This is a genomic window from Yonghaparkia sp. Root332, assembly GCF_001425665.1.
GTDB lineage: Bacteria > Actinomycetota > Actinomycetes > Actinomycetales > Microbacteriaceae > Microcella.
Genome location: NZ_LMCX01000001.1, coordinates 1,370,575 through 1,384,556, shown reverse-complemented (window position 1 = coordinate 1,384,556; position 13,982 = coordinate 1,370,575). Strand labels below are relative to the sequence as shown.

The 13,982-nt window shown below is 72.4% G+C and carries 11 protein-coding genes; 3 read left to right on the top strand and 8 right to left on the bottom strand.

The annotated features are described in order from the left end of the window. Positions 1-48: 48 nt before the first annotated feature. The 6 genes from ASC54_RS06635 to ASC54_RS06610 are packed head-to-tail and all read right to left on the bottom strand — an operon-like array spanning position 49 to position 5,961. Positions 49-828, bottom strand: a complete 780-nt coding sequence (locus tag ASC54_RS06635) for an ABC transporter permease (protein ID WP_055897522.1) — start codon at positions 826-828, stop codon at positions 49-51. Continuing rightward, positions 825-1,661 carry an ABC transporter ATP-binding protein gene (locus ASC54_RS06630; RefSeq protein ID WP_055897520.1) on the bottom strand — a complete coding sequence of 279 codons (837 nt, stop codon included), beginning with the start codon at positions 1,659-1,661 and terminating at the stop codon, positions 825-827. The genes ASC54_RS06635 and ASC54_RS06630 overlap by 4 nt, the downstream gene beginning before the upstream one ends. Further along, positions 1,658-2,581, bottom strand: a complete 924-nt coding sequence (locus ASC54_RS06625) for an ABC transporter permease (protein ID WP_369813319.1) — start codon at positions 2,579-2,581, stop codon at positions 1,658-1,660. The genes ASC54_RS06630 and ASC54_RS06625 overlap by 4 nt, the downstream gene beginning before the upstream one ends. Continuing rightward, positions 2,578-3,594 carry a TIGR03842 family LLM class F420-dependent oxidoreductase gene (locus tag ASC54_RS06620; protein ID WP_055897516.1) on the bottom strand — a complete coding sequence of 339 codons (1,017 nt, stop codon included), beginning with the start codon at positions 3,592-3,594 and terminating at the stop codon, positions 2,578-2,580. Before ASC54_RS06620 ends, ASC54_RS06625 begins: the two co-directional genes overlap by 4 nt. Positions 3,595-3,623: 29 nt before the next feature. Further along, positions 3,624-5,087, bottom strand: a complete 1,464-nt coding sequence (hydA, locus tag ASC54_RS06615; protein ID WP_055856104.1) for a dihydropyrimidinase — start codon at positions 5,085-5,087, stop codon at positions 3,624-3,626. Between the two features lie 25 nt (positions 5,088-5,112). Then, complete coding sequence (locus ASC54_RS06610; protein WP_055897513.1) at positions 5,113-5,961, bottom strand: nitrilase-related carbon-nitrogen hydrolase; 849 nt, start codon at positions 5,959-5,961, stop codon at positions 5,113-5,115. A gap of 196 nt (positions 5,962-6,157) precedes the next feature. On the opposite strand from ASC54_RS06610, the gene cofD reads away from it, so the two are divergent. The 3 genes from cofD to ASC54_RS06595 all read left to right on the top strand — a co-directional run bounded on the left by cofD (position 6,158) and on the right by ASC54_RS06595 (position 10,606). Continuing rightward, the gene (gene cofD, locus ASC54_RS06605; RefSeq protein ID WP_055897510.1) at positions 6,158-7,183 is read left to right on the top strand and encodes a 2-phospho-L-lactate transferase; all 1,026 of its coding nucleotides are present in this window, start codon (positions 6,158-6,160) and stop codon (positions 7,181-7,183) included. 124 nt (positions 7,184-7,307) lie between these two features. Then, positions 7,308-7,832 carry a hypothetical protein gene (locus tag ASC54_RS06600; RefSeq protein WP_055897507.1) on the top strand — a complete coding sequence of 175 codons (525 nt, stop codon included), beginning with the start codon at positions 7,308-7,310 and terminating at the stop codon, positions 7,830-7,832. Between the two features lie 152 nt (positions 7,833-7,984). Next, positions 7,985-10,606, top strand: a complete 2,622-nt coding sequence (locus ASC54_RS06595) for a bifunctional FO biosynthesis protein CofGH (RefSeq protein WP_055898087.1) — start codon at positions 7,985-7,987, stop codon at positions 10,604-10,606. A gap of 48 nt (positions 10,607-10,654) precedes the next feature. Here ASC54_RS06595 and cofC read toward each other — a convergent pair whose 3' ends face one another. Both cofC and glgP read right to left on the bottom strand, forming a co-directional pair. After that, entirely contained in the window at positions 10,655-11,326 is a 672-nt protein-coding gene (gene cofC, locus ASC54_RS06590; protein ID WP_055856116.1) for a 2-phospho-L-lactate guanylyltransferase, read from the bottom strand. Positions 11,327-11,341: 15 nt separating this feature from the next. Then, entirely contained in the window at positions 11,342-13,894 is a 2,553-nt protein-coding gene (gene glgP / locus ASC54_RS06585) for an alpha-glucan family phosphorylase (protein WP_055897505.1), read from the bottom strand. Between the last annotated feature and the right edge of the window lie 88 nt (positions 13,895-13,982).

Below are 13,982 nucleotides of genomic sequence, written 5' to 3'. Positions count from 1 at the left end.
GCGGGGTCTGGAGGTGCGGGTCGGTGGAGCGGGTGCGGTGCCCTCGCGTCAGCCTCGGCGCGAGACGGCGCGCTCGATGGCGAGCGCGACGAGGTAGAAGGCGAGGCCGAGCACGATCGCGGCGACGACGTACGCCCAGGCGCGCGGGTACGCGCTCGAGGCCGCCGAGGTCGAGATGAGCCCGCCGAGCCCGCCGCGCGGGCCGCCGAAGTACTCGGCGACGAGCGCCGAGATCACGGCGAGCGACGACGCGAGACGGATGCCCGTGAAGGTGAAGGGCGCGGCGGTGCGCAGCGTGATGGTCCGCATCACCTGCCACGGCGTCGCGGCGTAGGCGCGCATGAGGTCGCGGTGCACGGGGCGCGTCTGCCGCAGGCCCCGCGCGGTGTTGATGAAGACCGGCACGAAGGCGGCGAGCGCCGCGATGAGCTGCCTGCCGGTCTGCGCGTCGGCGCCGAACGCCGTGTTGAGCACGGGGGCGAGGGCCACGATCGGAACGACCGCGAGGGCGGCGACGATCGGCGCGAGCATCCCGTCGATGATGCGGGCGGCGGAGGCGACGAGGGCCGCGACGATGCCCACGATCGTGCCCGCAAGGAGGCCGATGAGCGCGTTGAGACCCGTGAGCCCGGCCGCGCTCGCCATCGACGGCAGGAACGCGGCGATCTCCGCGCCGATCGCGGCGGGGCTCGGCAGGAGGTAGGCCTCGATGAGGCCGCTCCCGGCGAGCAGCTGCCACAGCACGATGACGACGACGCCGAGGATGACCGGCGCGAGCAGGCGCTCGGCCGTGCTCGGCACGCGCTCGACGACCGGGGCGCGGCTCATCGCGTCTCGACCCCGCGCGGCCCGGTGACGGGAGCGCCGTGGAGCGCTTCGCGCACCGCGGTGATCATCTCGAAGAAGGCGCCGTCCTCACGCAGGTCGTCGGCGCGGTCGGCGGCGCGGCCGAGGCGCATCGGCACGATGTCGGCGATGCGGCCGGGGCGCGGCGACATGACGACGACGCGGTCGCTCAGGTACACCGCCTCGGGGATGGAGTGGGTGACGAAGACCACCGCGGCGCCGGTCTCGGCGGCGATGCGCAGCAGCTCGGTCTGCATGTACTCGCGGGTCATCTCGTCGAGGGCGCCGAAGGGCTCGTCCATGAGCAGGAGGGCGGGCTTCTCGGCGAGGGCGCGGGCGATCGCGACGCGCTGCTGCATGCCGCCGGAGAGCTGGTCGGGGAACTTCTGCGCGAAGTCGCCGAGGCCCACGAGCGCGACGAGCTCGTCGACGCGAGCAGTGCGCTCGGCGGGCGCCATGCCGTGCAGCTCGAGCGGCAGGGCGATGTTGCCCGCGACGGTGCGCCAGGGCAGCAGCCCCGCCTGCTGGAAGGCGATGCCGTACCGCTGGTCGATCCGGGCCTGGTGCGCGCTCGTGCCGAAGACCTCGACGGTGCCCGCGCTCGGGGAGTCGAGATCGGCGATGAGCCGCAGGAGGGTCGACTTGCCGCAGCCGGAGGGGCCGATGAGGGAGACGAACTCGCCGGGCGCGACGTCGAGGTCGATGCCGCTGAGCGCGACGACCTCGCCCTGCTTGGTCGAGAACGTCTTGTCGACGCCCCGCGCGCTCACGGCGGTCGCAGCGCTCGGGGGGGTCGAGGTGCTGGTGGGGATCATTGCGTCGCCTCCGCGCGTCGGTAGTTCCGGAAGATGAGGCCGAGGATCGCGACGGACCCCGCGGCGATGAGGCCGAGGGCGACGGCGCCCGCGATCGGGGCCCACGCCTTCGCCGGGTCGCCGCTCGCCTGCCCGGCGTACTGGATGATGAGGCGGCCGATGCCGCCCTGGAGGCCCGTCGACACCTCGGCGACGATCGCGCCGACGACGGCGTTCGCCGCGGCGAGCCGCAGCGCCGGCAGCAGGTACGGCACGGCGGCGGGCAGGCGGACGCTGCGCAGCGTCGCCCACCAGCCGACCGAGTACGTGCGCAGCAGCTCGAGGTGGATCGCGTCGGGCGCCTGCAGACCCCGCAGCGCGCCGACCGCGACGGGGAAGAACGCGAGGTAGCTCGCGATGACCGCGACGCTCATCCAGTCCTGCCACTCGAAGGCGCCGATCTCGATGCGCGAGCCCCAGCTGCGGACGAGCGGCGCGAAGGCGATGAGCGGCACCGTCTGGCTCAGCACGATCCACGGCAGCATCGCCGACTCGGCGAGGTGCCAGCGCTGCATGATGAGCGCGAGGGCGATGCCGACGACGACGCCGACGACCCAGCCCGCCGCGGCGATGCCGAGCGTGAGGGCCGCGGCGAGCACGATCTCGAGCCACAGCGGCCGCGCACCCTCGGCGCGCGTCACCGGCTCGAGCAGCCGCGTCGCCATCTCCCACACGTGGGGCATCGCGAGGTCGCTCGTGCGAGGGAGCACGCGCGCGTCGCCGATGACGACGCCGTCGGCCGGCCCCATCGCCTTGTAGAGCTCCCAGCCGACCGCGAGCAGCAGCAGGCCGAGCAGCCCGTAGCCCCACAGCCGCAGCCGTGCGCCGCGATCGCGCGCGCGCCGGCGCGGCGGCGTGAGGGCGATCGCGGCGTCGGTCACGCCGTGGCCCGCCTCGTGCCGCGCAGTGCGGGGATGATCGTCTCGCCGTACACGCGCAGCGTCTCCTCCTTGTTGTCGTGCTGGAGGTAGCCGGCGAACTGGTCGACCCCGAGGTCGCGGAGCGCCTCGAGCTTCTCGATGTGGTCGTGCGCCGAGCCGAGCACGCAGAACCGGTCGACGATCTCGTCGGGCACGAAGTCGACGTGGTCGTTGCCCGCCTTGCCGTGCGTGTTGTAGTCGTAGCCCTCGCGCCCGGCGATGTAGTCGGTGAGCGCCCGCGGCACCTCCGAGCCCTCGCCGTGCTTGGCGACGATGTCGGCGACGTGGTTGCCGACCATGCCGCCGAACCACCGGGTCTGGTTGCGCATGTGATCCCAGTCCGTGCCGACGTACATGGGCGCCGCGACGCAGAACTTGATCGACATCGGGTCGCGCCCGGCGTTGTCGGCGGCGGTGCGCACGGTCTCGATCATCCACTTCGCGATGTCGAGGTCGGCGAGCTGGAGGATGAACCCGTCGCCCACCTCGCCCGTGAGCTTGAGGGCGAGCGGGCCGTAGGCGGCGACCCACACCTCGAGCTCGCTGCCCTGGCTCCACGGAAGCTGCAGCGTCGTGCCGTGGTAGTCGACGGCGCGCGAGTTGCCGAGCTCGCGGATGACGTGGATCGCCTCCCGCAGCTCCGTGAGCGTCGTCGGCTTGCCGTTCGTGACGCGCACCGCCGAGTCGCCGCGGCCGATGCCGACGATCGTGCGGTTGCCGTACATCTCGTTGAGCGTCGCGAAGACGCTCGCGGTGACCGTCCAGTCGCGCGTCGCGGGGTTCGTGACGAAGGGGCCCACCTTCACGCGATGCGTCTCAGCGAGGATCGCCGAGTAGATGACGTACGGCTCCTGCCACAGGATGTGGCTGTCGAAGGTCCACACGTGGCTGAAGCCGTACTGCTCGGCGAGCTTCGCGAGGCGGACGGTGCGGCTGGCGGGCGGGTTGGTCTGGAGTACTGCTCCGAAATCCATGGATGCTCTTCTCTCGGTGTCTCGGAGGCTCAGACGAGGTACTGGCTGAGGCCGCGGCGCAGGTACTGACCGTGCCCGGCCCGCCCGTGGAAGGCGTCGTCGCGGATGACGACCGAGCCGCGCGAGATGACCGTGTCGACCTTCCCGTCGATCTCGAAGCCCTCCCACGCCGCGTGGTCCATGTTCATGTGGTGCTTGCGGCCCGTCGGGCGGCCCTCGTCGTCGACGGGCATGCCGATCGAGGTGTGGCCGTTCGGGTCGTAGACGACGACGTCGGCGTCGGCGCCGGGGGCGATGACGCCCTTCCTGCCGTAGAGGCCGAACATGCGCGCGGGCGTCGTGCTCGTGATCTCGACCCAGCGCTCGAGCGTGATCTGACCGGTCACGACGCCCTGGTACATGAGGTCCATGCGGTGCTCGACCGAGCCGATTCCGTTCGGGATCTTCGAGAAGTCGCCGAGGCCGAGCTCCTTCTGGTCCTTCATGCAGAACGGGCAGTGGTCGGTCGAGACCATCTGGATGTCGTTCGTGCGCAGCGACTGCCACATGTGGTCCTGGTGGCCCTCCGCGCGCGAGCGCAGCGGCGTCGAGCAGACCCACTTCGAACCCTCGAACGCGCCGTACTTCTCGCTCACCGCACCCAGCTGCTCCTCGAGCGACAGGTACAGGTACTGCGGGCACGTCTCGCCGAACACGTTCTGCCCGATGTCTCGCGCCGCGGCGAGCTGCTCGACGGCCTGCTTGGCGCTCACGTGCACGACGTAGAGCGGCGCACCGGTGAGGTTCGCGAGCATGATCGCGCGGTGCGTCGCCTCCTCCTCCATCTGCCAGGCGCGCGCGACGCCGTGGTAGTACGGGTCGGTCTTGCCCTTGGCGAGCAGCTGGGCGACGAGCACGTCGATCGCTGGGCCGTTCTCGGCGTGCATCATCGTCATGAGCCCGTGCTCGGCGGCGACCTGCATCGCGCGGAGGATCTGGGCGTCGTCGGCGTAGAAGACGCCGGGGTACGCCATGAACATCTTGTAGCTCGTGATGCCCTCGTCGATCAGCTTCGGCAGGGCATCCAGCGAGTCGTCGTCGACTCCGCCCACGATCTGATGGAAGCCGTAGTCGATCGCGCAATTGCCCGCGGCCTTCTCGTGCCAGGCGTTCAGCCCGTCGAAGACCTTCTGGCCCGCCGTCTGCACGGCGAAGTCGATGATGCTCGTCGTGCCGCCCCACGCGGCGGCGATCGTGCCGGTCTCGAAGGTGTCGATCGCGGCGGTGCCGCCGAAGGGCAGCTCCATGTGGGTGTGGGCGTCGATGCCGCCGGGGATGACGTACTTGCCGGTCGCGTCGATGACGTCGTCGACGGATGCGGCCAGGTCGTGGCCGAGGAGGGTCGAGCCGGGCTCGAGCACGGCGACGATGCGCTCGCCGTCGATGAGGACGTCGGCCGCGCCGCGCCCCGTGGCGCTCACGACCGTTCCGCCCGTGATGAGGATGGTGCTCATGGTGCTCCTTCGGGTGCGGGCGGGCTTACGGGCGGGTGGTCGCGGCGTAGGAGTCCGGCCGGCGGTCGCGGTAGAACTGCCACGAGTTGCGCACCTCGCGGATGAGCCCGAGGTCGATGTCGCGCGTGACGATCTCGGTCTCGTCCTGGCTCGCGACCTCGCCGACGTAGTTGCCGCGCGGGTCGACGAAGTAGCTCGAGCCGTAGAAGGTCACGGCGAGGTCGCCGAACTCGTCGCTCTCGGTGCCGATGCGGTTGTTCGCACCGATGAAGTACTGGTTCGCGGCCGCCGCGGCGGGCTGCTCGAGCTCCCACAGGCGGTTCGAGAGGCCGGGCTTCGTCGCGCTCGGGTTGAACACGAGCTCTGCGCCGTTCAGGCCCAGCTCGCGCCAGCCCTCGGGGAAGTGCCGGTCGTAGCAGATGTACACGCCGACCTTGCCGACGGCGGTGTCGAAGACGGGGTAGCCGAGGTTGCCGGGGCGGAAGTAGAACTTCTCCCAGAAGCGGTCGAGGTTCGGGATGTGGTGCTTGCGGTACTTGCCGAGCACGGTGCCGTCGGCATCGACCACGACGGCGGTGTTGTAGTAGACGCCGGGCATGTCCTCCTCGTAGATCGGGAGGACCATGACCATCTTGAGCTCCTTCGCGAGCTTCGCGAAGCGCTGCACGATCGGCCCGTCCGCGGGCTCGGCGTAGTCGTAGTACTTCGCGTCCTCGATGATGCCGAAGTAGGGGCCGTAGAAGAGCTCCTGGAAGCAGATGATCTGCGCTCCATCGGCCGCGGCATCGCGAGCGAACTGCTCGTGCTTCGCGATCATCGACTCCTTGTCGCCGGTCCAGGTGGTCTGAGTGATGGCGGCGCGGATGACTGACATTGATGAAACCCCTTCTCATCGTTGAACTGGGGCCAGTGTGCGGTGCGAGCGTTTCCGGCTCGTTTCGCCCAATGACGCGTGGGTAAAACCTAGGCCCGCGCATGCGCGATTGGACAGACCGGCGCACGAACGAGCAGAGCCGCTCCCGGCCGGCCCGTGCAGGGCGACCCGGCACGGCCCGGGTTACCGTGGGGTCATGCGGATCACTGTGCTCGCGGGCGGCGTCGGAGGGGCGCGCTTCGTGCGCGGCGTGCGCGAGGAGGTCCGCCGGAACCGGCCCGGGGCATCCGTCGATGTCATCGTCAACACGGGCGACGACTGGTGGCTCGCGGGCCTGCGGATCACGCCCGATCTCGATTCGATGCTCTACACCCTGAGCGGGCAGAACGACGAGGAGCGCGGCTGGGGTCGCGTCGGCGAGAGCGAGCGCGTCTCGGCCGAACTGCGCGCCTACGGCGTGACGCCCGAGTGGTTCACGCTCGGCGACCTCGACCTCGGCACCCACATCGCCCGCACCGCCTGGCTCCGACAGGGTCTCTCCCCGTCAGAGGTGGTGCGCCGGCTGCAGGAGCGGTGGGAGCTCGGCGTGACCCTCCACCCCGCGAGCGACCAGGAGGTCGACACGCACGTCGTGGTCTCCGACCCGGGCGCGCTCGACGGCACGGGCGAGCGCGAGCTGCATTTCCAGGAGTGGTGGACGCGCCACCGCGCGGGCATCCCCGCCCTGCGCTTCCACCAGCACGGGCTCCACCACGCGATCCCCTCGGTCGGCGCGCTCGGCGCCCTCCTCGACGCCGACGTCGTGCTCGTCGCGCCCTCGAACCCCGTCGTGTCGATCGGCACGATCCTGTCGATCCCCGGCATGGCGCAGGCGGTCGCCGCCTCCCCCGGCACGATCGTCGGCGTCTCGCCGATCATCGCCGGCGCCGCCGTGCGAGGGATGGCCGATCAGTGCCTCTCCGCGATCGGGGTGGCGACAGATGCCGCGGCGGTCGCCCGCCACTACGGCGCCCGGTCGCGGGTCGTCCGGCAGGCGACAGGGGCCCGGGGCCTCCTCGACGCGTGGCTCGTGGGCGAGGAGGACGCCGACGCCGCGGATGGCCTCCAGTCGGAGGGGATCGAGACCCGCGCGGTGCCGCTGTGGATGCGCGATCTCGACACCGCCGCCGATCTCGCGCGCGACGCGCTCGACCTCGCGGTGGAGCTCCGCAGCCGGCCGTGAGCCGGACCGGGCGTGCGCTGACGGAACTCGCTCGCCGGCCATAGACGCCGCATAGGACGCGCATAGACCCACGGTCGACCGTGAACCCTGCCATCGATCCTCGACCGACTCAGGGAGACCCATCTTGCGAAAGTCCACGACCCTCACCGCCCTCATCGCCGCCGGCGCGCTCGCCGTCGGCGGTGCCGCCCTCGCCCCCGCGGCGCTCGCCGCGACCGCGGACGACGACGCGACGAGCACGACCGAGAACGGCGAGCGCCGCGGCCCCGGCGCGGGCCACCGGCCCGGCAGCGGGCACGACGGCGATCGCGGCGATCGCAGCGAGCACCGCGGCGCCGCGATCGCGATCATCCTCGAGACCCTCGGCATCACGGTCGACGAACTGCGCGACGCGCGCGAAGAGGGCCTGACGCTCGCCGAGCTCGCCGAGGCGCAGGGCGTCGACGTCGACACCCTCGTCGACGCGCTCGTCGCCGCAGCCGAGGAGCACATCGCCGAGCACGTCGCCGACGGCGACCTCACGCAGGAGGAGGCCGACGAGCGGCTCGCCGAGTTCGAGGAGCGCATCACCGACCGCGTGACCGGCGAGGCTCCGGAGCGGGGCGACGGCGACCGCGGGATGCACCAGCACGGCGAGCACCGGGGCTAGGCTGGCGGCACTCACGCAGTGCGCTCCGTCTTGAGCGCTCGAGACGGAGCGGCACTCGCCCGCTCCTCCCCCGCGGGTCGGCGTGCCCGCAGCCGATCCGCTCGCGCCCGCGGCCGCCCGTGCCGCGATCGCGGGCCGACCACGGAGACCTCGTGACCGACGCCGCTTTCGTGCCCACCGCATCCGCCCTGTCGCGCGCGCTCAAGCGCGCCGAGACGGGGGTCGCCCTCGACGCGACCGAGGCCGAGACACTGCTGCACTGCCGGCACGACGATCTCGATCGCCTGCTCACCGTCGCGGGCCGCGTGCGCGACGCGGGGCTCGAGCGCGCGGGCCGCCCCGGCGTCATCACCTACTCGCGCAAGGTGTTCATCCCGCTCACGCACCTGTGCCGCGACCGCTGCCACTACTGCGTGTTCGTGCAGACCCCCAACCAGCTCGCCGCGCAAGGCAAGGCGCCGTTCATGAGTCCCGACGAGGTGCTCGAGGTGGCGCGCCAGGGCGCCGCGCTCGGCTGCAAGGAGGCGCTGTTCACGCTCGGCGACCGGCCGGAGGACCGCTGGCCCGCCGCGCGCGAGTGGCTCGACGCGCACGGCTACGACTCGACGATCGACTACCTGCGGGCGATGGCGATCCGCGTGCTCGAGGAGACCGGGCTGCTGCCCCACCTCAACCCCGGCGTCATGACGTGGGAGGAGATCCAGCGTCTCAAGCCCGTCGCGCCCAGCATGGGCATGATGCTCGAGACGACCTCGCGGCGCCTGTTCGAGACGCGCGGCCTCGCCCACTTCGGCAGCCCCGACAAGGACCCGGATGTCCGCCTCCGCGTCCTCGAGGATGCGGGCCGCAGCTCCGTGCCGTTCACCTCGGGCCTCCTGCTCGGCATCGGCGAGACCTACGCCGAGCGCGTCGACGGCATCTTCGCCCTGCGGGCCACCTCGCGCCGCTTCGGGGCGATCCAGGAAGTGATCATCCAGAACTTCCGCGCCAAGCCCCGCACGGCCATGCGCGCCACCGACGACCTCGATCTGCAGGAGTACATCGCCGCCGTCGCCGTCTCGCGGCTCGTGCTCGGGCCCGGCGCGCGCCTGCAGGCGCCGCCCAACCTCACCGATGCCGAGGAGCTCGGCCTGCTGATCCGCGCCGGCATCGACGACTGGGGCGGCGTGAGCCCGCTCACCCCGGACCACGTCAACCCCGAGCGCCCCTGGCCGCAGATCGACGAGCTCACGCGACTCACCGCGCTCTCCGGCTTCACGCTGCGCGAGCGCCTCACCGCCCACCCCCACTACGTGCGGGCCGAGGAGCCCTGGCTCGACCCGCGCGTGCTGCCCCACGTGCGCGCGCTCGCCGGGCCCGACGGGCTCGCCGACGAGTCGGTGCGGCCGGTCGGCCTGCCGTGGCAGGAGCCCGACCCCGACTGGGCCGGCTCCGGCCGCGTCGACCTGCACACCGCGATCGACACCGAGGGGCGGCGCACGGCGGCTCGCAGCGACGTCGACGCCGTGTACGGCGACTGGGACGAGCTGCGCGAGGCCGTCGGCGACACGACTAGGGTGCGCACGGCATCCCCCGCCTTATCGGCGGGCGTGCGCGCAGCGCTGCGCCGCGCCGAGACCGACCCGGCCGGCCTCACCGACGCCGAATACCTCACGCTGCTCGAGGCCGACGGCGACGACCTCGACGCGCTCGCCTCGCTCGCCGACGACGTGCGGCGCGACACCGTCGGCGACCCCATCGGCTACGTCGTCAACCGCAACATCAACTTCACCAACGTCTGCTACACCGGCTGCCGCTTCTGCGCCTTCGCGCAGCGGCGCACCGACGCGGATGCCTACACGCTGTCGATGACGCAGGTCGGCGACCGCGTCGACGAGGCCTGGGCCCTCGGCGCGACCGAGATCTGCATGCAGGGCGGGATCCACCCCGACCTCCCCGGCACCGCGTACTTCGACCTCGCGCGCGAGGTCAAGCGCCGGCAGCCCGAGATCCACCTGCACGCCTTCAGCCCCATGGAGATCGTCAACGGCGCCACTCGCACCGGCCTGTCGTTCGCCGAGTTCCTGACCGCGGCGAAGGAGGCCGGGCTCGACACGATCCCCGGCACGGCCGCCGAGATCCTCGACGACGAGGTGCGCTGGGTTCTCACGAAGGGTAAGCTGCCCGCCGCGACGTGGGTCGAGATCGTGTCGACGGCGCACCGGCTCGGCATCCGCTCGTCGAGCACGATGATGTACGGGCACGTCGACAACCCGACCCACTGGGTCGGGCACCTGCGCACGCTCGCGGCGCTGCAGGACGACACCGGCGGCTTCACCGAGTTCGTGCTGCTGCCCTTCGTGCACGCGAGCTCGCCCGTCTACCTCGCCGGCGTCGCGCGCCCCGGCCCGACCGCGCAGGAGAATCGCGCCGTCCACGCCGTCGCGCGCCTCCTGCTGCACGGGCGCATCGACCGCATCCAGACCTCGTGGGTCAAGCTCGGCACCGCCGGCACGCAGCTCATGCTGCAGGGCGGGGCGGACGACGTCGGCGGCACCCTCATGGAGGAGACCATCAGCCGCATGGCGGGCGCCGACAACGGCTCGGAGAAGACCGTCGCCGAGCTCGAGGAGCTCGCCGCGGCGATCGGCCGACCGGCGCGGCAGCGGACCACGACGTACGGAACCCCGAGCGACGATCGCCTCGCGGCCGCGCGGGCCCACCGCGCCGAGGGCTACGCCGCGACCGGCAGGCGCCTCGCGCTCACGATCGCCGAGGTGCGCGCGGGGGCGTAGCGGATCTCCCTCGCCGCGCGGCTGGTCGGGCCGCGGGCGGCCGGCGGGTCAGCCGTCGAGGAGGGCGCGCGTGCGCGGCCCGAGAGCGAGGGATGCCGCGGCGCGCAGCTGCTCGAGCGTGTCGACGTCGCGGCGCAGACCCGACGATGCCGGCAGCGGGAGCGCGACGTACCCCGCCGCGCGGTGCCGCTCAGCCGACTCGGGGCCGAACGCCGGCGCGTGCGGCACCCCGGCCCGCGCGACGATGAGCGCGGTTCCCGAGCCCTCGGCGTCGGGCACGAACGCGCGCTCGTGGCGCGCGGCCGCGGCGAGGGCGTCGTCGAGCTCGACCGGGCGCAGCGCCGGGAGGTCTCCGAGCAGCACGGCCGTCGGCGCGGGGCCCGCACCACCGTCAGCAGCGGTGCGCGCCGTCGACGCGCCCAGCGCCGCGAGTCCCGTCGCGACCGCCGCGAGCAGCCCCTCCCCCGGGTCGGGGACGACCCGCACGCCGTCGAGGGGCTCGGCGAGCGCGCCGACCACGACGAGCTCGCCTACGAGCGACGCGGCGCGCGCCGCCGCGACCGTGTCGAGCGCGAACGCCGCGGCGAGCGCGGAGCGGCGCGGCTGCTCGACGTCCAGCCGGCTCTTGCCGCGATCGCCGCCGCGCACCGGGATCACGAGAGAGACGCGGACGGCGCCGCCGCGGGCATCCCTGCCCGACGGCGGCGCCGACGAGGACACGCGGCCGCCCGGTCGCTAGTGGGCGACGGCGACGAGACCGAGCTCGGCCGGCGAGGCAAGGAGCTCGTGCCGCGGCGTCACGCGCACGGTGTAGCCGAACGGGCCCGACCGCGCGAGGCGCACGGTGCCCGCGAAGGTCGCCGGCTGGCCGAGGTCGTGCGACACCAGCACGAGGCGCTGGCGCTGCACGTCGGCGAGGTCGTCGCCGTTGCGGGCACGGCCGTGCACGACCTCGACGAGCACGTCGTCGGGCGTGAGGCCGGCGAGCTCGACGTACGCGCGAACCTCGAGCTCGTCGCCGAGCTGGGGCGACTCGACGCCCCCGGACTCGACGTGCGCGACGGAGACGCTCGGCCACTCGGCCTGCACGCGCTGCTTCCAGGCCGAGAGGTGCTTGGCCGGGTAGTGGTCCTGCTGCGAGATGATGCGCTGCGCCTCGGCGGCCGGCATGTAGAGGCGCTCGACGTACTCGCGCACCATGCGGTCGGCCGAGAGCTCGGGAGACAGGGTCGACAGCGTGTGGCGGATGCTCTGCACCCAGCGGCGCGGTACGCCCTCCTCGTCGCGGTCGTAGAAGCGCGGCGCGATCTGGTGCTCGATGAGGTCGTACATCGCGTCGGCCTCGAGCTTGTCGCGCTCGGCGCCGTCGCCCGCGGCGTCGGCCGTCGGGATCGCCCAGCCGTTCTCGCCGTCGTAGTACTCGTTCCACCAGCCGTCGAGGATCGACAGGTTGAGGGAGCCGTTGAGCGCGGCCTTCATGCCCGACGTGCCGCACGCCTCGAGCGGGCGCAGCGGGTTGTTGAGCCAGATGTCGGTGCCCGGGTAGAGCAGGCGCGCCATCGCGATGTCGTAGTTCGGCAGGAAGACGATGCGCTCGCGCAGCTCGGGCGCGCTCGCGAACTGCACGAGGCGCTGGATGAGCGCCTTGCCGCCGTCGTCGGCCGGGTGCGACTTGCCGGCGATCACGAGCTGCACGGGCCGCTCGGGGTCGGTGAGCAGCGCGCGCAACCGGTTCTCGTCGTGGAGCATGAGCGTGAGGCGCTTGTACGTCGGCACGCGCCGCGCGAAGCCGATCGTCAGGACGTCCGGGTCGAGGAGGGAGTCCATCCACGCGGGTGCGGCGATACCGGGGTTCTCCTCCTCCCACGCAGCCTTGACGCGGCAGCGGGCGTCTGCCACGAGCTGCTCGCGCATCGCGCGGCGGACCGACCAGAGGTCGCCGTCGGTGATCGCGGGGCCCGCGAAGTCGGCCGCCGAGGTCTCGAAGTGGCCGAGCTTCTCGCGAACGAGCCCGACCATGAGCGGGTCCGTCCACGTCGGGGCGTGGACGCCGTTCGTGACCGAGGTGATCGGGACGTCGTCCTGGTCGAACCCCGGCCAGAGCGCGCCGAACATGCCGCGCGAGACGTCGCCGTGCAGCTGCGAGACGCCGTTGGCGCGCTGCGCGAGGCGCAGGCCCATGACGGCCATGTTGAACACGCCCGAGTCGCCGCCCTCGTAGTCCTCGGCGCCGAGCGCGAGCACGTCGGCGACGTCGACACCGCGCAGCAGGTCGGTCGAGAAGTAGCGCTCGATGAGGCCGAGGTCGAAGCGGTCGATGCCCGCGGGCACGGGCGTGTGGGTCGTGAAGAGGGTGCCGGCCCTGACGACCTGCAGCGCCTCGTCGAAGCTCAGGCCCTGGCCGATCAGGTCGCTGATGCGCTCGAGGCCGAGGAAGCCCGCGTGCCCCTCGTTGGTGTGGAAGACCTCGGGCGCGGCCGTGCCGCTCACCTCGACGTAGCGCTTGATCGCGCGCACGCCGCCCACCCCGAGCAGGAGCTCCTGCAGCAGACGGTGCTCTCCGCCGCCGCCGTAGAGGCGATCGGTGACGCCGCGCAGCTCCTCGGCGTTCTCGTGGATGTCCGTGTCGAGCAGGAGGAGGACGACGCGCCCCACCGTCATCTGCCACACGCGCGCGTGCAGGGCCTGCCCGCCCGGCAGCGCGAGGGTGACGAGCGCGGCCGCGCCGTCGGCGTCGCGGAGCAGCTGCATCGGCAGCCCGTCGGGGTCGAGGACGGGGTAGCTCTCCTTCTGCCAGCCGTCGCGGTCGATCGCCTGGCGGAAGTAGCCGGCCTTGTAGAAGAGGCCGACGCCGATCAGCGGCAGGCCGAGGTCGGACGCGCTCTTGAGGTGGTCGCCGGCGAGGATCCCCAGGCCGCCGGAGTACTGCGGGATCGCCGAGGCGATGCCGAACTCGGGCGAGAAGTACGCGATCCGCGCGGGCGCACTCTGCAGCGACTGATACCAGCGCGGCTCGTCGAGATAGCGGCGCAGGTCGTCGCGCAGCGCCTCGGCCTCGGCGATGAAGCCGGCGTCCTGCGCGAGCTCCTGAAGCCGGTCGGGGTCGATGCCGCCGAGGAGGGCGATGGGATCGTGCCCGAGCTCGTCCCAGCGCTCCGGGTCCATGCGCTCGAAGAGCTGGCGGGTCGGCTCGTGCCACGACCAGCGGAGGTTGGCCGCGAGATCGCCGACGGCGGCGAGCGACGCCGGCAGGACAGTACGAACGGTGAAACGGCGGATCGCCTTCACGACATCACTCCTCGATCGCGGGCAGGGTGGCGGAAGCCCACGAAGGGACAGCCTAAGCGAGGGGATGCCTGCCCGTTAACGAGGAGCA

What these genes read in the sequence shown, in the direction of transcription:
- ASC54_RS06635 (WP_055897522.1), bottom strand. Translation starts at nt 828, where the DNA reads ATGAGCCGCGCCCCGGTCGTCGAGCGCGTGCCGAGCACGGCCGAGCGC.
- ASC54_RS06630 (WP_055897520.1), bottom strand. Translation starts at nt 1,661, where the DNA reads ATGATCCCCACCAGCACCTCGACCCCCCCGAGCGCTGCGACCGCCGTG.
- ASC54_RS06620 (WP_055897516.1), bottom strand. Translation starts at nt 3,594, where the DNA reads ATGGATTTCGGAGCAGTACTCCAGACCAACCCGCCCGCCAGCCGCACC.
- hydA (WP_055856104.1), bottom strand. Translation starts at nt 5,087, where the DNA reads ATGAGCACCATCCTCATCACGGGCGGAACGGTCGTGAGCGCCACGGGG.
- ASC54_RS06610 (WP_055897513.1), bottom strand. Translation starts at nt 5,961, where the DNA reads ATGTCAGTCATCCGCGCCGCCATCACTCAGACCACCTGGACCGGCGAC.
- cofD (WP_055897510.1), top strand. Translation starts at nt 6,158, where the DNA reads ATGCGGATCACTGTGCTCGCGGGCGGCGTCGGAGGGGCGCGCTTCGTG.